The sequence below is a fragment of the Pseudomonas sp. S3_B08 genome (genome assembly GCF_054667725.1).
On record NZ_CP162750.1, the window covers coordinates 5,726,871 to 5,749,460 of the forward strand.

The following is a 22,590-nucleotide window of genomic DNA, read 5'->3' on the forward strand; positions in this document are numbered from 1 at the left end:
CCTCAGGCGGCGTTCTTGAGTTTCGGGTCCAGCGCATCGCGCAGGCCGTCGCCCATCAAGTTGATTGCCAGCACGCTGAGCAAAATGGTCAGACCAGGCAGACTTACCACCCACCAGGCGCGTTCGATGTAGTCGCGGGCCGAGGCCAGCATGGTGCCCCACTCAGGGGTTGGCGGTTGGACGCCGAGGCCGAGGAAGCCCAGTGCAGCGGCATCGAGAATCGCCGAGGAGAAGCTCAGGGTTGCCTGCACGATCAGCGGCGCCATGCAGTTGGGCAGCACGGTGATGAACATCAGGCGCGGCAGACCGGCACCGGCCAGACGCGCGGCGGTGACGTAGTCGCGGTTGAGTTCGCCCATCACGGCAGCACGGGTCAGACGCACGTAGGACGGCAGGGAAACCACAGCAATCGCGATCACGGTGTTGATCAGGCCGGGGCCGAGGATGGCGACGATCGCCACGGCCAGCAGCAGCGACGGCAGGGCCAGCATGATGTCCATCAGACGCATGATGGTCGGGCCGACCACTTTCGGGAAGAAACCGGCGAACAGACCCAGCAGGATCCCCGGAATCAGCGACATCACCACCGACGACAAGCCGATCAGCAGCGACAGGCGCGAACCCTGGATCAGACGCGACAGCAGGTCACGGCCGAGTTCATCGGTGCCGAGGAGGAACTGCATCTGCCCGCCTTCGAGCCACGCCGGCGGCGTCAGCAGGAAGTCACGGTATTGCTCGCTCGGATTATGCGGCGCGACCCACGGCGCGAAGATCGCGCAGAAGATGATCAGCAGCATGAACAGCAGGCCGGCAACGGCGCCCTTGTTCTTCGAGAACGCTTGCCAGAATTCTTTGTACGGCGACGGGTACAGCAGGCTTTGATCCACGGCGGACGTGGCGGTGGCTACTGAGGATGTTGGAGTGCTCATGGGTATTGACCTCAGCGCTGATGACGGATGCGTGGGTTGGCAAAGCCGTAGAGGATGTCCACCACGAAGTTGACCAGAATCACCAGGCAGGCGATTAACAGGATGCCGTTTTGCACCACCGGATAGTCCCGGGCGCCGATGGCTTCGATCAGCCATTTACCGATGCCGGGCCAGGAGAAGATGGTTTCGGTCAGGACCGCACCGGCCAGCAGCGTGCCGACCTGCAGGCCGACCACGGTCAGCACCGGAATCAGTGCGTTGCGCAGACCGTGCACGAACACCACGCGCGACGGCGACAGGCCTTTGGCCTTGGCGGTGCGGATGTAGTCTTCGCGCAGCACTTCGAGCATCGACGAACGGGTCATCCGCGCGATTACCGCCAGCGGAATGGTACCGAGCACGATGGCCGGCAGGATCAGGTGATGCAGGGCGTCGAAGAACGCGCCGACGTCATCGGCCAGCAGCGTGTCGATCAGCATGAAGCCGGTTTTCGGCTCGATGTCATACAGCAGGTCGATGCGCCCGGAAACCGGAGTCCAGCCCAGGCTCACCGAGAAGAACATGATCAGGATTAGGCCCCACCAGAAGATCGGCATCGAATAGCCCGCGAGGGAGATGCCCATCACCCCGTGGTCGAACAGCGATCCTCGTTTGAGTGCCGCGATCACCCCGGCCAGAAGCCCGAGGATGCCAGCGAACAGCAGGGCGGCCATGGACAGTTCCAGGGTCGCCGGGAAAAGAGAGGTGAACTCGGTCCACACGCTTTCACGGGTACGCAACGACTCACCGAGATCGCCCTGGGCCAGTTTGCCGATGTAGTCCAGATACTGGGCATACAGCGGCTTGTTCAGCCCCAGGCGTTCCATTGCCTGAGCGTGCATTTCGGGGTCGACCCGACGTTCGCCCATCATCACTTCCACGGGGTCGCCCGGAATCATGCGAATCAACGCGAAAGTCAGCAAGGTGATGCCGAAAAACGTGGGGATCAACAACCCCAGTCGGCGGGCAATAAAACTAAACATCTTGTGTGGTACCTCATCAGCCGGTTAGGCGTGCCCGGTGTTCCATAGGTCAGGAGCACCGGGCGTTTCTTATCTACTTCACCTGGGTGGTGGCGAAGTTATTAGTGGTGAGAGGGCTGATGTGGTAGCCCTCTACATTGTTGCGCATTGCAGTGAACATCCGAGTATGGGCCATGCTGATCCATGGCTGGTCCTGATTAAACAGCACTTGGGCCTGTTCGTAGAGCGCGGCGCGTTCGGCCGGATCTACTTTAGCCCGCGCTTCATCCAGCAGTGCCTGGAATTTCTCGTTGCACCAGCGTGCGTAGTTTTCGCCGTTCTTGGCGGCCTCGCAACTGAGCATAGGCGTCAGGAAGTTATCCGGGTCGCCGTTGTCGCCCGCCCATCCGGCCGAGACCATGTCGTGCTCGCCGGCCTTGGCGCGCTTGAGCATTTCGCCCCATTCCATCACGCGGATATCGATCTTGATCCCGACTTTCGCCAGGTCAGCCTGCATCATCTGCGCACCGAGCATCGGGTTGGGGTTGGTCGGACCGCCGCCGTTGCGGGTGAACAGGGTGAAGGTGGTGCCTTCCGGAACCCCGGCTTCCTTGAGCAGCGCGCGCGCCTTGTCGAGGTCGCGTGGCGGGTTCTTCAGGTCATGGTTGTAGCCGAGCAGGGTCGGCGGGTACGGGTTGACCGCCACCGACGCGTTGCCCTTGCCGAACAGCGCGTTGACGTAGGCTTCCTTGTCGAACGCGATGTCGATGGCTTTGCGCACGCGTACGTCGCTCATGTACTTGTGCTGGGTGTTCATGGCGATGTACGAAACGGTCATCGCGTCCAGCTCGTCGACTTTCAGCTTGCTGTCTTTCTTGATGCTCGGGATGTCATCCGGTTTCGGATACAGCGCAATCTGGCACTCGTTGGCCTTGAGCTTTTGCAGGCGCACGTTGTTGTCGGTGGCGATCGCCAGAATCAACGCGTCGGCCGGTGGCTTGCCACGGAAATAATCCGGGTTGGCCTTGAAGCGCACCTGCGCATCCTTGGCGTAGCGCTGGAAGATGAACGGGCCGGTGCCGATCGGCTTGTTGTTAAGATCGCCGGTCTTGTTGGCCTTGAGCAACTGGTCGGCGTACTCGGCCGGGTAGATCGACGAGAACGCCATGGCGATGTCGGCCAGGAACGGCGCTTCGCGACGGGTCAGGGTGAACTTGACCGTATTGTCGTCGACTTTTTCTACGCTTTTGAGCAGTTCCTTGAAGCCCATGCTTTCAAAGTACGGGAAGCCCACGCTCGACAGTTTGTGCCACGGGTGATTCGGGTCCAGTTGACGCTGGAAGCTCCAGACCACGTCGTCGGCGTTCATGTCGCGGGTCGGCTTGAAATATTCGGTGGTGTGAAACTTGACGCCTTTGCGCAGGTGGAACGTGTAGGTCAGGCCGTCTTCGCTGATGTCCCAGGACTCGGCGAGCGCCGGGATCACTTCGGTGGTGCCGGGCTTGAAATCGGCCAGGCGATTGAAGATGGTTTCGGCCACAGCGTCCGCCGTGACTGCAGTTGTGTACTGGACCATATCGAAGCCTTCCGGGCTGGCTTCGGTGCAGACCACCAAGGGTTTGGCCGAGGCGCCGACAGCGACACTCAGCAACGCAGCCGCGATGGCCGCACGTAGGGGAAGCATTTTCATCGATAACCCTCTGCAATCGGTTGAAGACAGAAAACCGAACGGCCGACTCATCATGAGTCAGCCGTCGGTTGGCGTTTTTACAGAATGTTGAACGGGATGGTGGTTACGAGACGGAACTCGTTGATGCTGCCATCCGATTGGAACTCGCTCGCACGGTGGGCTGTGTAGGTGCCGCGAATCGTGGTGGCTTTCAGAGGACCGCTTTGTACCGCATAGGTCGCACCGATGCCGTATTCATAGTGGTGCTCGCCATCCTGTTCCTGGATGCCGTCGTAGCCTTTGCCTTCAACGCCTTTGTTGCCGTTGTAGTGCGTGCCATCGATTCCCCAGCCGCGAGCTTGATAGATGTTGAATTTCAGGCCCGGCACACCGTACTCGGCCATATTGATGGCGTATGAAACCTGGAAGGATTTCTCGTTCGGGCCGTTGAAGTCCGACAGCAGGGAGTTGGCTAGGTAGATACCGTTAGTCTCGTGCAGGTAATCGAAGTACTCGTTACCGTTTACTTGCTGGTAGGAGAAGGTCAGGTTATGCGCTTGGTGGGTCAGTCCGAACGACAGCGAGTAGGTGTCGTTGTCGATGTCGCCCAGCAGCTTCTTACCTTCGTCGACGGTTTTGTAGTAGTTGAAACCGGTAGTCAGGGCGAGGACGCTGCTGTCACCCAGTTCATGGGTGGCGCCGAAGTAGTACTGGTTCCACAGATCTTCAACTTGCGTGCCCCATAGACTGGTTTTCAGACTTTCGAGCGGCTGATAGCTGATACCGGCGGTGTTGACCTTGTCGGATTCGACACGGCCGTTGGCATACTCGGCGCGGAATTTCTGCAGGCTTTGTTCCGATCGTGGCGAGACGCGATCAAAAGTGGCCAAGTCGAAGGACAGATTGTTCAACTCTTCACTGTGCAGGGAGACACCCTCGAAGCTCGAAGGCAGTGCACGGTTGCCGATCACGTCGACCTGCGGGCTGCTGAAGCTCATACGACCGGCAGTCAGAGTGGTGTTGGAAACGCGCGCCTTGATGTTGGCAAGGCCTACCTTGCTCCACTGATCTACGGCTTCACCGTTATTCTTGTGCGTCAGGGTGCGGTTGTTACCCGATCCCACGCCCGTCTTTGGGGCGCCGCCATTTCCGGAAGCCAGATTTTCACGATCACGTTCAAGCGCAATTGCGTTATATGCCGCAACTTCGGTGCTGATACCTACAGTGCCCTCGGTGAAACCCGAGTTGTACTTGACGATGGTCCCTTGCACCCAGTTGATCCGACGGTCAGTTTCGGCCGGAGAACCATTTTTTTTATAGGAGAATTTGCCGCCGCGCTTCAGTTGCTCGTTGGCGTACCAGTTACGTGTCGTACCGGTGATCGACTGTCCTTCGACGAACCCAGTGGCCTCAGCCTGGGCGCTCTTGGTGTTGACGGTCACCGGGGTGAACGCCTGGCTCTGGGTTTCCGCATAAGCCGTGGCGGTGATGCTGCTGATGGCCAGGGCCAGTATCGCGGTGCTGCTCAGTTTCATGGGTGAAGCTCCTTTACTTTCTTTTTATCCCGGCTTTTTTTGGTATGCCGGTTATTGGTTTAGAACTCGTTCACACATCGCAAACGTTTGCAAAAAGCCGGATTGGCGAATTTCGGCAAAGCGCTTGCGTGAGGGGAGTAGACGGCTCCCCTCAGCATTGCGGCTAATCGGTTGGTTTAATCGATACTGACACCCGAGAACACGTTGCGGCCGAACGGGCTGACTTTGAATCCTTCGACCCGGGTGCTTAACGGCTGGTTGACCGTCGAGTGGGCGACAGGCGTGATCGGCACTTGCTGTTTAAGCAATTGCTGGGCCTGTTTATAAAGCACGGTGCGCTGGTCGCGGTCGGTGACGACCTTGGCCTGTTTGATCAGCTTGTCGTAAGCCGGATCGCACCACATGGAGTAGTTGTTGCCGCCGATGGCGTCACAGCTGTACAGCGTGCCCAGCCAGTTGTCCGGATCCCCATTGTCACCGGTCCAGCCGATCAGGCTGACGTCGTGCTCGCCGTTCTTGGTGCGCTTGATGTACTCGCCCCATTCGTAACTGACGATCTTCACTTTCAGACCGATCTTGGCCCAGTCGGACTGGAGCATTTCGGCCATCAGTTTGGCGTTCGGGTTGTACGGACGCTGCACCGGCATTGCCCACAGGGTGATCTCGGTGCCTTCTTTCACGCCGGCAGCCTTGAGCAGTTCCTTGGCTTTTTCCGGGTTGTAGGCGGCGTCCTTGATGGTGTCGTCGTAGGACCACTGGGTTGGTGGCATGGCGTTGACGGCCAGTTGGCCGGCGCCTTGATAAACAGCGTTGAGAATTCCCTGTTTATTCACCGCCATGTCCAGCGCCTGACGCACTTCCAGTTGATCGAACGGCTTGTGGCGCACGTTGTAGGCGATGTAGCCGAGGTTGAAGCCCGGCTTGGAAATCAGTTGCAGTTTCGGGTCGGCCTTCAGCGCTTCAACATCGGCAGGACGCGGGTGCAGGGTGATCTGGCACTCGTTGGCCTTGAGCTTCTGCACGCGTACCGAAGCGTCGGTGTTGATCGCGAAAATCAGGTTCTTCAGCTTGACCCGGCTCGGATCCCAATACTGCGGGTTGCCGGTGTAGCGGATGTTCGAGTCTTTCTGGTAGCTCTTGAATACGAACGGCCCGGTGCCGATCGGCTTCTGGTTGATGTCGCTCGGCTTGCCGTCGGCCAGCAGCTTGTCGGCGTATTCGGCAGACAGAATGGCGGCGAAGCTCATGGCGATGTTCTGGATGAACGCGGCGTCAACACTGTTGAGCGTGAACTCCACGGTCAGCGGCCCGGTCTTCTCGACCTTGGCGATGTTCTTGTTCAGGCTCATCCCGTTGAAGTACGGAAACTCGGTGGGATAGGCCTTGCGGAACGGCTGTTGCGCATCGAGCATGCGATTGAACGTGAACAGCACGTCGTCGGCGTTGAAATCGCGGCTCGGCTTGAAGTAAGGGGTTGTATGAAATTTCACGCCTTCACGCAGGTGAAAGGTGTATTTCAGGCCATCTTCGGAAATGTCCCACTTGGTTGCCAGACCGGGTACGACATTGGTCGCGCCTTTTTCGAACTCCACCAGGCGGTTGTACAGCGGCTCGGCGGCGTCGTTGTCGGTGGCCGTCGTGTATTGCGCGGTATCGAAACCCGCCGGGCTGCCTTCCGAGCAGAACACCAGGCTGTCGCTGGCGGCGTAGCTTGCAGACGTGGCGGCCAACAGGCCGGCGCCCAACAGTGCGGAAAAAACCAAGGTATGGCGCATGACGCTCCCTCTTTTTTTAGTGTTATGCAATGCACCTGGATCCCGATCCCGGGACTTTCTGGTCGCATTGAGCTCAATCCAAATACGTACGGCAAAACCGGTGGCCCACGCAGACACTGGTCAGTACGCGACGGTAGGCACCGTGCCTCTGGCAGTAAATACGTAATTGCCTTAATGCTCGTAGGAAAAGTCGACGCGCCTATACCGAAGCAATCATCTGCGGCGGATTTGGGTGTAGGACTTTTCCTTTTTTCCCGGTAGATAAAGCAACGGCGACGTCAGAAACGCCGCCGTTGCAATGTCTTACTTGCTGACGCTGACGCCGTAGAAGGAATTCAGGCCAAATGGGCTGATCTTGAAATCCTGCACGTTGGCGCGCATGGGTTGATACACCGTCGAGTGAGCGATAGGTGTCATTGGAACTGCATCTTTGAGGACGTGTTGCGCCTGTTTGTACAGCTCGGTGCGCTTGCCCTGGTCGGTAGTGCGTTTAGCTTCTTTCACCAGGCCGTCGAACTTCTTGTCGCACCACTTGGAGAAGTTGTTGCCGCTCAGCGAGTCGCAGCCAAACAGAACGTTGAGCCAGTTGTCCGGATCACCATTGTCACCGCTCCAGCCAATGATCATGGCCTGGTTCTCGCCACCTTTGGAGCGCTTGATGTACTCGCCCCACTCGTAGCTGGTGATCTTCACTTTCAAGCCGATCTTGGCCCAGTCGGACTGGAGCATTTCAGCCATCAGTTTGGCGTTCGGGTTGTACGGACGCTGCACCGGCATCGCCCACAGGACGATCTCGGTACCTTCCTTGACGCCGGCTTCCTTGAGCAGCTGTTTGGCTTTCTCAGGATCGTACTTGGCATCCTTGATGGTGGTGTCGTAGGACCACTGGGTCGGCGGCATCGCGTTGACGGCCAGTTGGCCCGCGCCCTGGTAAACCGAATCGATGATCTGCGGCTTGTTCACGGCCATGTCCAGCGCCTGACGCACGCGCAGGTCAGCCAGCGGGTTGGCCTCGTTGCTGCCCTTGACCTTGTCCATCACGTTGTAGGCGATGTAGCCCAGGTTGAAGCCAGCCTGATCCGGCATCTTCAGCGACTTGTCTTCTTTCAGCGCTTTCAGATCGGCCGGACGCGGGAACAGGGTGACCTGGCACTCGTTCTTTTTCAGCTTCTGGATACGCACCGACGGGTCGGTGGTGATGGCGAAGATCAGGTTGTCGATCTTCACGTCTTCAGGTTTCCAGTAGTCCTTGTTGCCGGTGTAACGGATGTTCGAGTCTTTCTGGTAGCTCTTGAATACGAACGGGCCAGTGCCGATCGGCTTCTGGTTGATGTCGGCGGGTTTGCCTTCTTTCAACAGTTGCGCTGCGTATTCGGCGGACTGCACGGAAGCGAAGCTCATGGCCATGTTCTGGATGAACGCAGCGTCGACTTCTTTCAGAGTGAACTTGACGGTGTGGTCGTCGACTTTATCGATCTTGGTGATGTTGGTGTCCATCCCCATGTCGGTGAAGTACGGGAATTCGGTCGGGTACGCCTTACGGAACGGGTCATCCTTGTTAATCATGCGATTGAAGGTGAACAGCACGTCGTCGGCGTTGAATTCACGAGTCGGCTTGAAATACGGGGTGGTATGAAACTTGACGCCTTCACGCAGGTGGAAGGTGTAGGTCAGGCCATCGTCGGAAATGTCCCACTTGGTCGCCAGGCCAGGAATCACGGCGGTGCCGCCGCGCTCGAACTGGGTCAGGCGGTTGAACATGGTTTCGGCTGAGGCGTCGAAGTCGGTTCCGGTGGTGTACTGGCCTGGATCAAAACCGGCCGGGCTCCCTTCGGAGCAGAACACCAGGTTAGTCGCAGCGGTGGCGAAAGGTGCGGAGGCTAACAAGCCTGCGCCGACTAGAAACGGAATGACCGCGTGTTTAAGCATGTTGGCCTCATGATTTGTTGTCATTTTTTAGTTGTGAGGTACGACCTCGTGAGTCGTGCCTGCGGATACTTATGCAGGCCCCATACCCAATGCAAGATCCAGAGCGGTCGGCGGCGTTAAACGGTGGCACGAACGTACCTTAATGTCGCATCCGTATAACTTTTGACGCATTTGACCGTTTGCGGGTGGTTTTTGCGGTGCATTCGGGGCACTGAAATGGTGCGGTGGAGGTGTCGGGTGCGCTGGGGTGGGGCTTGGTGTTACTTATTTATACCCTTGGGGATGGGCGGGGTTGAGGGGTTTTCGGGGTGGGCTTTGGTGGGGTGGATTGGGGCAGGGATTGGGGAGTTTTACTTGGTGCAACTGGGTGTTTCGATTGGTGGCACCTTGGCGGCCTTTGGGCCGACCAGGGTGTTGGTTGGTTTGGGTGAATATCCGTTTTTTGCGGTATGGCGGCTGGCGGTTTCGCCCTTACGGCGACTTACTTTTTTACAAGCGCCTAAAAAAGTAAGCAAAAAACGCTAGCTCCTACGTTCGGCCCACTCGCTGGGGCTCGGGGTCCCTTCGCTCCGGGACTGATCCGGGCGCAGCGGCTCCGGTTTGCTTCGCTGCACCTCCTTCCGCTGTGTTCGACTTCGTCGAACGGTCGCTGCGCTCCCACACCCGGCTCAATCCCTCCACTCAGCCTTCCGACGTCGCCGGTGGATCAAGATCAAGAGCAGGCGAGCTGACACTCGGCCTATTGAGTGGTGAAGAGCGGGTGTTCGGCGTTATTTTTGTTGTGGATTTGCCCCTCACCCCAGCCCTCTCCCCGAGGAGAGGGGGCTGATTTGTGTGCTTTTCAAATCCTGAGTTCAACTCGGAGTTTCACGTTGGCGTATCTCCCCCAAACACCTCGGTCAGTCCCCTCTCCCTCTGGGAGAGGGTTAGGGTGAGGGTTTGCTTTTTGGCTGTTTAAATCCGCTGCGAAACAGCCAGAACCTTCCCACAAGGTTTTCAGGTTGTCCGTCGGACGTGCGCTCTCTAGGCTTGGGTCGTCGCTGGTTGTTCAGCGATCGGGTGTGAGAACCCGACATTCATAGTCATTCAGTGCCCAGATCCGCATAATTGCCGCCAGCAAGTTTGCTGCCTGCAAGTGCGTTATGGCGGCTATGTGCGGGCGGGCTTATGTCCGGCCGGGTGCCTATGACCGGTTTTCTCACCCCGCACAAAGCTGCCACCTCTTCGTCGTGTGAGAAACGGCATCGAGATGGCTCAACCTCATAGGTGAAGCGCATGAGCAAACCAGTCCCGGACCCACCCGAAGAAACCTCAACCCCCTCGAAGCCGCGCTGCGTGCCGACGATCTCGCGAAGAACCGCGAAGCCATCAAGCGTGCCCTCGATTTCTATCTCTGCCCGCCACCCGGCAAACCCCATCCACCCAGCACGATGTTTTTGATCCGGCCCGACATCGACACCGAAAGCCTGCTGGCTCACGCCTGTGAGTCCCTTGCTTCAGCCAATACGCTGGCCAGCGATTTCGCCGATCAGCTTGGTAGGCCGCAGCGCAATACGGCGCTGGCCATTCAGCAGATCATCATGCTGGCGGAGCTGGCGGTGAATCGGGCGCTGGATCGGGTTGATCCGCACGCTTGAGATCGCGTCATCGTTCTTCGCGAGCAGGCTCGCTCCCACATGGAAATGCGTTCAACCTGTGGGAGCGAGCCTGCTCGCGATAGCGGTGGATCATTCACTACAAAACCCGGGCACAAAAAAACCGGCAACCATTGACTGATTGCCGGTCTTTCATTCAGCCAAGCTCAAATCACTGCATCAACACTTCAATCGAGCCATCAGCGGTCATGCTGACCTGACTGGTGCCGGCTTCAACTTCCGGGGTCACCGGGGCGGAATCCATGGCCGCGGCTTTCATCATCATCGGCGCGCGCAGGTACGGTTGTGGGTAACCGTTGCTGTTGAGGTTCAGGTTGACGATTTTGTAGCCCTTGCCGCCCAGTGCATCGGTGGCCAGTTGGGCGCGGGTCTTGAAGGCGGTGACGGCTTCTTTGAGCAACTGGTCTTCGCTGGCCTTGCGGGTCGGGTCGGCGATGGCGAAGTCCATGCCGCCCATTTTCAGGTCGGTCAATAGCTCGCCGGTGAGTTTGGACAGGGCGGCGAAGTCGGTGCTTTCCAGGCGCAGTTCGGCGCGTTCGCGCCAGCCGGTGATCTTCTGGCCTTTGGTGTCGTAGATCGGATAGCTGTTGCGGCTGCCCGTGCGCAAGGTGATGTCTTTGACTTGTTTGGCCTGGGCGGTGGCCTTGTTCATGGTGGTGCTGATGGCGGCGGCGAGTTTGGCCGGGTCGGTGTTCTGCTCTTCGGTGTAGAGCGTCACGATCATCTGGTCGCGGGCCACTTCCTGGCTGACTTCGGCGCGCAGGGAAATCTGGTTGTAGTGCAGCTCATCGGCGGCCAGCGCCGGAAGGCTGGCGACGCTGCCGACGGTCAGGGCGAGGAGGGCGGCGCTGCGGCGAAATGTGTGCATGAAGGCTCCTTGAATGAGGCGCAGGTGATGGGTCGCGGCCTGCGTGAACCATCAGACTCTAACTTCTATGATCCGGTTCGCCCAGTTACAACTTCTATACAGATACCTGCGCGAAGTGGGGAGTGCTTCTGTGGCGAGGGGATTTATCCCCGTTCGGCTGCGCAGCAGTCGCAAATCCGGCTGATGCGGTATGTCTGGTTAAATGAGGTCGCATGACTTGGGGCGGCTCCGCCACCCAGCGGGGATAAATCCCCTCGCCACAATTGATCTCCAATAGCCCTCGGCATCTTCTTCAACTCAGATGAATTCTCCATCGTCGCCATGTGGTCGTTTGCCGCACTTTCGCCTCTGAACCCCGCGGCTTGGTTATACTCCGTGCGATCCGCCTGGAGCGCTCATCAGGAGAGCTCATGCTCGCCCCCGTACAACTGACTTCCGCCACTCGCCAGAACCTCTGGCGGCTGACTTTCATCCGCACCCTGGTGCTCGCCGCGCAGGCCGGGTCCGTGGGTCTGGCCTACTGGCTGCAATTGCTGCCGTTGCCGTGGGTGCAACTGGCGATGACCCTCGGCTGCTCGATTCTGCTCTGCGTGTTCACTGCCGTGCGCCTGCGCACATCGTGGCCGGTGACCGAGCTCGAATACGCGCTGCAACTGGCTTGCGATCTGGTGATTCACAGTGCGCTGCTGTATTTCTCCGGCGGTTCGACCAACCCCTTTGTTTCCTATTATCTGGTGCCGTTGACGATCGCGGCGGTGACCTTGCCGTGGCGTTATTCGGTGATTCTGTCGGGCATCGCGCTGGCGCTGTACACGCTGATGCTGACGCGTTTCTATCCGCTGGAAACCTTGCCGGTCGCCCGTGAGAATCTGCAGATCTACGGCATGTGGCTGAGCTTTGCCCTGGCCGCTGCGGTGATCACCTTCTTCGCCGCGCGCATGGCTGAAGAGCTACGTCGGCAGGAAGAGCTGCGGGCGATTCGTCGCGAGGAAGGGCTGCGTGATCAGCAGCTGCTCGCCGTTGCGACCCAGGCCGCCGGGGCTGCGCATGAGTTGGGTACGCCGCTGGCGACCATGAGCGTGTTGCTCAAGGAAATGCAGCAGGACCACCCCGATGCGTTGCTGCAGGACGATCTGAAAGTGCTGCAGGATCAGGTCAAGCTGTGCAAGGAAACCTTGCAGCAACTGGTCCGCGCCGCCGAGGCCAACCGGCGTCTGGCGGTGGAGATGCAGGACGTTACCGACTGGCTCGACGAAGCGCTGAACCGCTGGCACCTGATGCGCCCGGAAGCCAGTTACCGCTTCCAGCGTCTCGGTCAGGGGGCGGTGCCGCGCATGGCGCCGCCGCCGGATCTGACCCAGGCATTGCTGAATCTGCTCAACAATGCAGCCGACGCCTGCCCGGAAAATCTCCAGGTGACCCTCGACTGGGACGCAGAGACTTTGACGATCAGCATTCGCGACCACGGCGCCGGTGTGCCGCTGGCCATCGCCGAGCAGATCGGCAAGCCGTTTTTTACCACCAAGGGCAAAGGTTTCGGCCTGGGCCTGTTTTTGAGCAAGGCCAGCGTGACACGCGCCGGCGGCTCAGTGAAACTCTATAGTCATGAGGAAGGCGGCACGCTCACCGAGCTGCGCCTGCCCCACGGCGCCCGAGGAGACCAACATGAGTGACGAAATCCAAGTCGAAGGCGAAGAACTGCCGCATCTGCTGCTGGTCGACGACGACGCGACCTTCACCCGCGTCATGGCCCGCGCCATGGCCCGTCGTGGCTTTCGCGTCAGCACTGCCGGTTCCGCTGAAGAAGGCCTGACCATCGCCCAGGCCGATCTGCCTGATTACGCCGCGCTGGACCTGAAAATGGACGGCGACTCCGGTCTGGTCCTGCTGCCCAAGCTGCTGGAACTCGATCCGGAAATGCGCGTGGTGATCCTCACCGGTTATTCGAGCATTGCCACGGCAGTCGAGGCGATCAAGCGTGGCGCCTGCAACTACCTGTGCAAACCCGCCGATGCCGACGACGTGCTGGCCGCGCTGCTGTCTGAGCACGCCGATCTCGACAGTCTGGTGCCGGAAAACCCGATGTCGGTCGATCGTCTGCAATGGGAGCACATCCAGCGCGTGCTCACCGAGCACGAAGGCAATATTTCCGCCACGGCCCGCGCGCTGGGCATGCACCGCCGCACCTTGCAGCGCAAACTGCAGAAGCGCCCGGTGCGTCGCTGAACCTGCGCTGAACGACTATCGCCAGCCCTCGCGATGAATCGCGCCGATCATCTATGATCGGCGCGTGTCCGTTCTTTTTACTATCGAGCCTTATCCATGAATCAGAACGCTGAATATTCCGCGGTCAACGATGCTGTGCGCGGGCAGTTTTTTCGCAAAGTCTGGGCGATGACCACGCCTTACTGGCGCAGCGAAGAGAAGGGCAAGGCCTGGACGTTGCTGATTGCCGTAATTGCGCTGACGCTGTTCAGCGTGGCGATTTCGGTGTGGATCAACAGTTGGTACAAGGATTTCTACAACGCTTTGCAGAGAAAGGATGAAGCCGCGTTCTGGCAGTTGATTCTGTATTTCTGCGGCATCGCGACCGTGGCGATTCTCGGCGCGGTGTATCGGTTGTATCTGACGCAGATGCTGACGATCCGCTGGCGGGCGTGGCTGACCGAAAAGCACTTCAAGCGCTGGCTGGACCACAAGAATTACTACCAGCTGGAGCAGGGCGGTTATACCGATAACCCCGACCAGCGGATTTCCGAAGACCTCAACACTTACACCGCCAACACCCTGAGCCTGGGCCTCGGGCTGCTGCGCACGATTGTCAGTCTGGTGTCGTTCTCGATCATTTTGTGGGGCGTGTCGGGCAGTATCGAAGTGTTCGGCATCGAGATTCCCGGCTACATGTTCTGGTGCGCACTGTTGTACGCGGCGGTCGGCAGTTGGCTGACGCATTTGATCGGTCGCCGTCTGATCGGTCTGAACAACAAGCAACAACGCTTCGAAGCAGACCTGCGTTTTTCCATGGTGCGCGTGCGTGAGAATGCGGAAAGCATCGCCTTGTACAACGGCGAACCCAATGAAAACCGCCGCTTGAGTAATCGCTTCGGACTGGTCTGGCACAATTTCTGGGACATCATGCGCGTGTCCAAGCGCCTGACGTTCTTCACCTCCGGCTACGGGCAGATCGCAATCATTTTCCCGTTTGTCGTCGCCGCACCGCGCTATCTGTCCGGCAAGATCGAACTGGGCGAGCTGATGCAAATCAACTCGGCGTTCGGCAACGTGCAGGAGAATTTCAGCTGGTTCATCACCGCCTACTCGGATCTCGCCGCGTGGCGCGCCACCTGTGATCGTTTGCTGAGTTTCCGTCAGGCCATGAGCGACAACGAACAACGCACCCCGGCCATCGACGTGCAGAACCAGGGCAGTGAGTTGCAGGTGCACAACCTCGGCCTCGATCTGGCCGATGGTCGTCACCTGCTGACCGACGCCGACATGACCGTTGAACCGGGTGAGCGCGTTATGCTCAGCGGGCGGTCCGGCAGCGGCAAGTCGACACTGCTGCGAGCGATGGGGCATTTGTGGCCGGCGGGGCACGGCAATATTCGTTTGCCGGCGGCGCGTTATCTGTTCCTGCCGCAGAAGCCTTATCTGCCGATCGGCACATTGCGTGAAGCGTTGAGTTATCCACAACCGGGCGACACCTACGCGCCGGAACGTTATGCACAGGTGCTGGAAACCTGCCGTCTGCCACACCTGGTCGGGCGGCTGGATGAAGCCAATCACTGGCAACGCATGCTCTCGCCGGGTGAGCAGCAACGCCTGGCCTTCGCCCGCGCGCTTCTCTACGCACCGCAATGGCTGTACATGGACGAGGCTACATCGGCGATGGATGAAGAGGACGAGGCGACCTTGTATCAGGCGTTGATCGATGAGATTCCGGGGCTGAGCATTGTCAGCGTCGGTCACCGAAGCAGTTTGAAACGATTCCATCCACGGCATGTGCGGATCGACAGCGGTCGTCTGGTCGAACAGGCCATAACTGTCTGAACACCCACCTGTGGGAGCGAGCCTGCTCGCGAAGGGGTCATATCGGTCGACGAATCTGTCGTCTGAACCACCGCTTTCGCGAGCAGGCTCGCTCCCACAGTGGGGCAATGTGATCTGCCCGGTGATCGTACAACCCGCTTGAGCTATGATGGCGCCAAGCCGAACTTTCGAGACAAGATGCAGACCATGGAAAAGCTGATCGACACCCCGCGCCTCCCCCGCAAGCGCCGCAGCCTCGCCCAGGAATTGGTGACGGTGTTGAGCGAGCAGATCCGCGATGGCCTGCTCAAGCGTGGCGACAAGTTGCCCACCGAGTCGGCGATCATGGAAGCCCATGGCGTCAGCCGCACCGTGGTCCGCGAGGCAATTTCCCGTCTGCAGGCCGCCGGCCAGGTAGAAACCCGCCACGGCATCGGCACCTTTGTTCTCGATACGCCGAGCCCGAGCGGTTTCCGCATCGATCCGGCCACCGTTGTCACCCTGCGTGACGTGCTGGCGATCCTCGAATTGCGCATCAGCCTCGAAGTCGAGTCCGCCGGCCTTGCCGCGCAACGCCGCAGTCCCGAGCAACTGGCAACCATGCGCGCCGCCCTCGACGCCTTGAACGAAAGCGCCTCCCATGCCAGCGATGCGGTGTCGTCGGACTTCGCTTTCCACCTGGAAATTGCCCTGTCCACCGGCAACCGCTACTTCACCGACATCATGACGCACCTGGGCACCAGCATCATTCCACGTACGCGGCTGAACTCGGCGCGGCTGGCCCACGATGATCAACAGCACTACATGAGCCGCCTGAGCCGCGAGCACGAGGAAATCTACGACGCGATTGCCCGTCAGGACTCCGATGCCGCGCGTGCGGCGATGCGTCTGCACCTGACCAATAGCCGTGAAAGACTGCGCCAGGCCCATGAAGAGGCGCAGGCGCAGCGAAGCTGAGTCTTACGCCTCTATGCGCAATCGCAGCGGCAGCGAATACGGCTCCATGCTCGACTCATCGCGAAACTTGTAACGCAGCTCCACCTCGCGGTTCAGGTACGGTTGCAATGCCTCTTTCGGCAGCTGCACCTCGATGTCGAGCAGCTTTTCCATTTCATCCTCGGCGTCGTCCCAGGCGCCAGTGTCCACCTCATCACCTTCCCATTCAGGGTCCTCGGCATCGCTGCCGAGGACCGCGTAGACGCTCCAGTTTGCTGCGAAATCGCTGGAATCCGGGACCTGCACGGTGAGGATGTCCGGCAATTGCGAGAGCTGAAGCGTCACGCAATCGTCTTGCGCAGGGGCGAGGTGGGTGAGGGTGGGGGCGGCAAAATGCATCGACATAGCGGCTTCCTTTGAGTGGTCCGCCACGATCCTTCGTGGCAGTCGACGTACTTTAAGAGCCGCAGGTCGCTACAGAATTAAACGAATCCAGACCAGATATTTCAGCCCTCGAACGCGTCAAGCGCGAGCCTTGTAGCCATTTCATAAAGCGTAAAAGCCAATCTTGTCCGACAAAAAAGCCCTGCCAACGATGAAATGCAGTTGACGGTTATATTTTAAGTTGTACGATGACCTACAACTTCGGCGAAGGCTGAACGGTCCACTCACAATAAAACGTTGCTACCAGGGTGTTCGAATAATGAATCCACAAGAACTGAAGTCCATCCTCTCTGCCGGCCTGCTGTCTTTCCCGGTGACCGATTTCAACGCGCAGGGCGATTTCAACCGCGCGGGCTACATCAAACGCCTGGAATGGCTGGCTCCGTATGGCGCTTCGGCTCTGTTCGCCGCCGGTGGCACCGGTGAGTTCTTCTCCCTGGCCGCCAGCGAATACTCGGAAATCATCAAGACTGCCGTCGACACCTGCGCAACCAGCGTGCCAATCCTCGCCGGCGTTGGTGGTTCGACCCGCCAGGCCATCGAATACGCTCAGGAAGCCGAGCGTCTGGGCGCCAAAGGTCTGCTGCTGCTGCCGCACTACCTGACCGAAGCGAGCCAGGACGGTGTTGCCGCCCACGTTGAAGCCGTGTGCAAATCGGTGAAGATCGGCGTGGTCGTCTACAACCGCAACGTTTGCCGTCTCACCGCGCCGCTGCTGGAACGTCTGGCCGAGCGCTGCCCGAACCTGATCGGCTACAAGGATGGCCTGGGCGATATCGAGTTGATGGTGTCGATCCGTCGCCGCCTCGGTGATCGCTTCAGCTACCTGGGTGGTCTGCCGACCGCCGAAGTCTACGCCGCTGCCTACAAGGCGTTGGGCGTGCCGGTGTACTCCTCGGCGGTGTTCAACTTCATCCCGAAAACCGCGATGGACTTCTACCACGCGATCGCTCGCGAAGATCACGCCACCGTCGGCAAGATCATCGACGACTTCTTCCTGCCGTACCTGGACATCCGCAACCGCAAGGCCGGTTACGCCGTGAGTATCGTCAAGGCAGGTGCAAAAATCGCCGGCTATGACGCAGGTCCGGTGCGTGCGCCGCTGACCGACCTGACCGGCGAAGAGTACGAAATGCTCGCCGCGCTGATCGACAAGCAAGGCGCGCAATAAGCGAGAGAAGCGAGGCCGCTGAGCAATCAGCGGCTTTTTGCGTGAAGGCTTTTAGAGTTGAGGGCTGCCCTGTGACAACTGCAAAACGCTACGACAACTACATCAATGGCGAATGGGTCGCCGGTGCCGATTACTCGGCCAACATCAACCCGTCCGAACTCAGCGACACCATCGGCGACTATGCCAAGGCTGACCTGACCCAGGTCAACGCCGCCATCGACGCTGCTCGCGCTGCGTTCCCGGCGTACTCCACGTCGGGCATCCAGGCTCGTCACGATTCGCTGGATAAAGTCGGCACGGAAATTCTCGCCCGTCGCGAAGAGCTTGGCACCCTGCTGGCCCGTGAAGAAGGCAAGACCCTGCCGGAGGCGATCGGTGAAGTGACCCGCGCCGGCAACATTTTCAAGTTCTTCGCCGGTGAATGCCTGCGTCTGTCCGGTGACTATGTGCCGTCGGTACGCCCGGGCGTCAACGTCGAGGTCACTCGCGAAGCCCTGGGCGTGGTCGGTCTGATCACGCCGTGGAACTTCCCGATCGCCATCCCGGCGTGGAAAATTGCTCCGGCCCTGGCCTACGGCAACTGCGTCGTGCTCAAGCCTGCCGATCTGGTGCCGGGCTGCGCCTGGGCGCTGGCCGAAATCATCTCCCGCGCGGGCTTCCCGGCCGGTGCGTTCAACCTGGTAATGGGCAGCGGTCGCGTGGTTGGCGAGGCGTTGGTCAACAGCCCGAAAGTCGACGGCATCAGCTTCACCGGTTCGGTGGGCGTTGGCCGCCAGATCGCCGTCAACTGCGTTTCGCGCCAGGCCAAGGTGCAGCTGGAAATGGGCGGCAAGAACCCGCAGATCATTCTCGACGACGCCGACCTCAAGCAAGCGGTCGAGCTGTCGGTGCAGAGCGCGTTCTACTCCACCGGCCAGCGCTGCACAGCGTCGAGCCGTCTGATCGTCACCGCCGGCATTCACGACAAGTTCGTTGAAGCGATGGCCGAGCGCATGAAGTCGATCAAGGTCGGCCACGCGCTGAAGGCCGGCACCGACATCGGTCCGGTGGTCTCCCAGGCGCAGCTGGAGCAGGACATGAAGTACATCGACATCGGCCAGTCCGAAGGTGCACGTCTGGTCAGCGGCGGCGGTGTGGTGACTTGCGACACCGAGGGCTACTTCCTCGCACCAACCCTGTTCGCCGACAGCGAAGCGTCGATGCGCATCAGCCGCGAAGAGATCTTCGGCCCGGTGGCCAACATTGTCCGTGTGGCCGATTACGAAGCCGCGCTGGCGATGGCCAACGACACCGAATTCGGCTTGTCGGCCGGCATCGCCACCACCTCGCTGAAGTACGCCAACCACTTCAAGCGCCACTCCCAGGCCGGGATGGTGATGGTCAACCTGCCGACCGCCGGTGTGGATTACCACGTACCGTTCGGCGGGCGTAAAGGCTCGTCCTACGGCTCCCGTGAGCAGGGCCGCTATGCACAAGAGTTCTACACCGTGGTGAAAACCGCCTATGTAGGCTCCTGATACACGCAGTACCCCTGTAGGAGCTGCCGAAGGCTGCGATCTTTTGATCTTTTTTTTCAAGATCAAGATCAAAAGATCGTCCGATCGCGGCCCGAGCCTTCGGCAGCTCCTACAGGGAATAAATGCAAGACCAAAGAAGCTTCACCCCGCATAAAAATAATCAGTGGGAGTACATCTGCATGCAATCCTCCAAGCCGACTCACGTCCGCTATTTGATCCTGCTCATGCTGTTTCTGGTGACCACGATCAATTACGCCGACCGTGCCACGATCGCCATTGCCGGTTCCAGCCTGCAAAAGGATCTGGGCATTGACGCCGTCACCCTCGGCTACATCTTCTCCGCATTCGGTTGGGCCTACGTCGCCGGGCAAATTCCCGGTGGCTGGCTGCTCGATCGCTTCGGCTCGAAAAAAGTCTATGCCCTGAGCATTTTCACCTGGTCGCTGTTCACCGTGCTGCAAGGCTTTGTCGGTGAATTCGGCATGTCCACGGCAGTGGTTGCGCTGTTCATGCTGCGCTTCCTCGTGGGCCTGGCCGAAGCGCCATCGTTCCCTGGCAACGCGCGCATCGTTGCCGCGTGGTTCCCGACCGCTGAACGCGGAACCGCTTCGGCGATCTTCAACTCGGCGCAATACTTTGCCACCGTGCTGTTCGCGCCGTTGATGGGCTGGATCGTCTACAGCTTCGGCTGGGAGCACGTGTTCATCGTCATGGGTATCCTCGGTATCGTGTTCTCGCTGGTGTGGCTGAAAGTCATCTACAGCCCGCGCGAACACCCACGCGTCAACGAGGCCGAGTTCAAGCACATCGCTGACAACGGCGGCATGGTCGACATGGATCAGAAGGGCAAGAAGTCCGACGGTCCGAAGTGGGATTACATCCGTCAGTTGCTGACCAACCGCATGATGCTCGGCGTGTATCTGGGCCAGTACTGCATCAACGGCATCACCTATTTCTTCCTGACCTGGTTCCCGGTGTATCTGGTGCAAGAGCGTGGCATGACCATTCTCAAGGCCGGCTTCATCGCTTCATTGCCGGCGATCTGCGGCTTCATCGGCGGCGTGCTTGGCGGAGTGATTTCCGATTACCTGCTGCGCAAGGGCCATTCGCTGACTTTTGCTCGCAAGGCGCCGATCATCGCCGGCCTGCTGGTGTCGAGCAGCATCGTCGCGTGCAACTATGTTGACGTGGAATGGATGGTGGTGGGCTTCATGGCTCTGGCATTCTTCGGCAAAGGCGTTGGCGCACTGGGCTGGGCGGTGGTCTCCGACACCTCGCCGAAACAGATCGCCGGTCTGAGCGGCGGCCTGTTCAACACCTTCGGCAACATCGCTTCGATCACCACGCCGATCGTCATCGGCTACATCATCAGCTCCACCGGCTCGTTCAAGTGGGCGCTGGTGTTTGTCGGTGCCAACGCACTGGTCGCGGTGTTCAGCTATCTGGTAATCGTCGGCCCGATCAAGCGTGTGGTCCTGAAAGAGCCGCCAGCCAAGGGCGGCAATGAAGCCACCGGCAATTTGTCTCAAGCGCATTCCTGAGGAGCGGCGTCATGCAGTTGATTGAACATTCCGACTCGCCGCGCTACATCCGCCTGCACGAGCGGGACAACGTTGTAGTGGTGGTCAACGATCAGGGCGTACCGGCCGGTACCGAGTTTGCCGATGGCCTGGTCACGCTGGATTTCGTACCGCAGAGCCACAAGGTCACTCTGGAGGATATTCCTGAGGGCGGCCCGGTGATTCGTTACGGGCAGATTATCGGCTATGCGTTGCAGCCGATCCGTCGCGGCAGTTGGGTCAAGGAAGATCAACTGCGCATGCCGACCGCGCCGCCGCTGGACAGCTTGCCGCTGTCCACCGATGTGCCGGATGCGCAGGCACCGCTGGAAGGCTTCACGTTCGAGGGTTATCGCAACGCCGACGGCACTGTCGGCACGCGCAACATTCTCGGCATCACCACCACCGTGCAGTGCGTCACCGGCGTGCTCGATCATGCGGTCAAGCGCATCAAGGAAGAGCTGCTGCCGAAGTACCCGCACGTCGATGACGTGGTGGCGCTGACCCACAGTTATGGCTGCGGTGTGGCGATTACCGCGACCGACGCCTACATCCCGATTCGTACCGTGCGCAATCTGGCGCGCAACCCGAACCTGGGCGGCGAGGCGCTGGTGATCGGTCTGGGCTGCGAGAAATTGCAGGCCGGGCAGGTGATGCACGAGGACGATGCCTCGGTGGATCTCAGCGATCCGTGGCTGTACCGGTTGCAGGACTCCAGTCACGGCTTCACCGAAATGATCGAGCAGATCATGGAACTGGCCGAAGTGCGTTTGAAGAAACTCGACCAGCGCCGCCGCGAAACCGTGCCGGCCTCCGAGCTGATTCTCGGTATGCAGTGCGGCGGCAGCGACGCGTTCTCCGGCATCACCGCCAACCCGGCGCTGGGTTATGCCTCGGATTTGCTGTTGCGTGCGGGGGCGACGGTGATGTTTTCCGAAGTCACCGAAGTGCGCGATGCGATCTACCTGCTGACCTCACGGGCGCAAACGCAAACCGTCGCCGAAGAGCTGGTGCGCGAGATGGACTGGTACGACCGTTACTTGGCCAAGGGCGAGGCCGATCGCAGCGCCAACACCACGCCGGGCAACAAGAAGGGCGGGTTGTCGAACATTGTCGAGAAGTCGCTGGGCTCGATCGTCAAGTCCGGCAGCAGCGCGATCAATGGCGTGCTCGGCCCGGGCGAGCGTTTCAAGCACAAGGGCCTGATTTTCTGCGCGACGCCGGCCAGCGATTTTGTCTGCGGGACGTTGCAACTGGCAGCAGGGATGAACCTGCACGTGTTCACCACCGGTCGCGGCACGCCTTACGGGCTGGCCATGGCGCCGGTGGTCAAGGTTTCGACGCGGACTGAACTGGCGCAGCGCTGGCCGGACCTGATCGACATTGATGCCGGACGCATTGCCACCGGGCGCGCGACCATCGAAGAACTCGGCTGGGAGTTGTTTCACTATTACCTGGATGTTGCCAGTGGCAAGCAACAGACCTGGGCGGAGAAACACAAGCTGCACAACGACATCACCTTGTTCAACCCGGCGCCGATTACCTGATCGTTTCATGGAAGATCAAAAGCCCC

The 22,590-nt window shown here is 59.7% G+C and carries 16 protein-coding genes and 1 pseudogene; 9 read left to right on the forward strand and 8 right to left on the reverse strand.

Features of this window, described 5'->3' with window-relative positions; genetic code table 11:
• Window positions 1-2: 2 nt before the first annotated feature.
• The 6 genes from AB4N73_RS25720 to AB4N73_RS25745 form a co-directional block, all read right to left on the reverse strand.
• Window positions 3-929: an ABC transporter permease subunit gene (locus tag AB4N73_RS25720; RefSeq protein WP_016771721.1), complete on the reverse strand. Its 927-nt coding sequence runs from the start codon at window positions 927-929 to the stop codon at window positions 3-5.
• Between the two features lie 11 nt (window positions 930-940).
• Window positions 941-1,951, reverse strand: a complete 1,011-nt coding sequence (locus AB4N73_RS25725; protein WP_016771720.1) for an ABC transporter permease subunit — start codon at window positions 1,949-1,951, stop codon at window positions 941-943.
• Window positions 1,952-2,024: 73 nt separating this feature from the next.
• Window positions 2,025-3,620, reverse strand: a complete 1,596-nt coding sequence (locus tag AB4N73_RS25730; RefSeq protein WP_073473823.1) for an ABC transporter substrate-binding protein — start codon at window positions 3,618-3,620, stop codon at window positions 2,025-2,027.
• Between the two features lie 77 nt (window positions 3,621-3,697).
• Window positions 3,698-5,134 (reverse strand): OprD family porin, encoded by a 1,437-nt coding sequence (locus AB4N73_RS25735; RefSeq protein ID WP_056782911.1) that lies wholly within the window; start codon window positions 5,132-5,134, stop codon window positions 3,698-3,700.
• A gap of 176 nt (window positions 5,135-5,310) precedes the next feature.
• Window positions 5,311-6,909, reverse strand: a complete 1,599-nt coding sequence (locus AB4N73_RS25740; RefSeq protein ID WP_041477956.1) for an ABC transporter substrate-binding protein — start codon at window positions 6,907-6,909, stop codon at window positions 5,311-5,313.
• Between the two features lie 303 nt (window positions 6,910-7,212).
• Window positions 7,213-8,838 (reverse strand): ABC transporter substrate-binding protein, encoded by a 1,626-nt coding sequence (locus tag AB4N73_RS25745; RefSeq protein ID WP_041477957.1) that lies wholly within the window; start codon window positions 8,836-8,838, stop codon window positions 7,213-7,215.
• Between the two features lie 1,275 nt (window positions 8,839-10,113).
• Between AB4N73_RS25745 and AB4N73_RS25750 the strand changes: the two are divergent.
• A pseudogene (locus AB4N73_RS25750) lies at window positions 10,114-10,475 on the forward strand (DUF6124 family protein).
• 169 nt (window positions 10,476-10,644) lie between these two features.
• Here AB4N73_RS25750 and AB4N73_RS25755 read toward each other — a convergent pair.
• Complete coding sequence (locus AB4N73_RS25755; protein ID WP_016771714.1) at window positions 10,645-11,361, reverse strand: SIMPL domain-containing protein; 717 nt, start codon at window positions 11,359-11,361, stop codon at window positions 10,645-10,647.
• Between the two features lie 410 nt (window positions 11,362-11,771).
• Here AB4N73_RS25755 and AB4N73_RS25760 point away from each other — a divergent pair, with 410 nt between their 5' ends.
• The 4 genes from AB4N73_RS25760 (at window position 11,772) to AB4N73_RS25775 (ending at window position 16,347) form a co-directional block, all read left to right on the forward strand.
• Window positions 11,772-13,034 (forward strand): ATP-binding protein, encoded by a 1,263-nt coding sequence (locus AB4N73_RS25760; protein WP_016771713.1) that lies wholly within the window; start codon window positions 11,772-11,774, stop codon window positions 13,032-13,034.
• Window positions 13,027-13,587 (forward strand): response regulator transcription factor, encoded by a 561-nt coding sequence (locus tag AB4N73_RS25765; protein ID WP_003221630.1) that lies wholly within the window; start codon window positions 13,027-13,029, stop codon window positions 13,585-13,587. Before AB4N73_RS25760 ends, AB4N73_RS25765 begins: the two co-directional genes overlap by 8 nt.
• 96 nt (window positions 13,588-13,683) lie before the next feature.
• The gene (locus AB4N73_RS25770; RefSeq protein WP_056782917.1) at window positions 13,684-15,411 is read left to right on the forward strand and encodes an ABC transporter ATP-binding protein/permease; all 1,728 of its coding nucleotides are present in this window, start codon (window positions 13,684-13,686) and stop codon (window positions 15,409-15,411) included.
• Between the two features lie 186 nt (window positions 15,412-15,597).
• Window positions 15,598-16,347 (forward strand): FadR/GntR family transcriptional regulator, encoded by a 750-nt coding sequence (locus AB4N73_RS25775; RefSeq protein ID WP_177327011.1) that lies wholly within the window; start codon window positions 15,598-15,600, stop codon window positions 16,345-16,347.
• 3 nt (window positions 16,348-16,350) lie between these two features.
• Here AB4N73_RS25775 and AB4N73_RS25780 read toward each other — a convergent pair whose 3' ends face one another.
• On the reverse strand, window positions 16,351-16,731 hold the full coding sequence (locus AB4N73_RS25780) for a hypothetical protein (RefSeq protein ID WP_460142722.1): 381 nt from the start codon (window positions 16,729-16,731) through the stop codon (window positions 16,351-16,353).
• 298 nt (window positions 16,732-17,029) lie between these two features.
• On the opposite strand from AB4N73_RS25780, the gene kdgD reads away from it, so the two are divergent.
• The 4 genes from kdgD (at window position 17,030) to garD (ending at window position 22,564) form a co-directional block, all read left to right on the forward strand.
• Window positions 17,030-17,941, forward strand: coding sequence for a 5-dehydro-4-deoxyglucarate dehydratase (gene kdgD, locus AB4N73_RS25785; protein ID WP_039759443.1), 912 nt, complete (start codon window positions 17,030-17,032; stop codon window positions 17,939-17,941).
• A 71-nt stretch (window positions 17,942-18,012) separates the two neighbouring features.
• On the forward strand, window positions 18,013-19,458 hold the full coding sequence (locus AB4N73_RS25790; protein WP_252885366.1) for an aldehyde dehydrogenase family protein: 1,446 nt from the start codon (window positions 18,013-18,015) through the stop codon (window positions 19,456-19,458).
• A 179-nt stretch (window positions 19,459-19,637) separates the two neighbouring features.
• Window positions 19,638-20,999, forward strand: a complete 1,362-nt coding sequence (locus tag AB4N73_RS25795; protein ID WP_041477964.1) for an MFS transporter — start codon at window positions 19,638-19,640, stop codon at window positions 20,997-20,999.
• 11 nt (window positions 21,000-21,010) lie between these two features.
• Window positions 21,011-22,564 carry a galactarate dehydratase gene (gene garD, locus AB4N73_RS25800; protein WP_016771706.1) on the forward strand — a complete coding sequence of 518 codons (1,554 nt, stop codon included), beginning with the start codon at window positions 21,011-21,013 and terminating at the stop codon, window positions 22,562-22,564.
• Window positions 22,565-22,590: the final 26 nt, after the last annotated feature.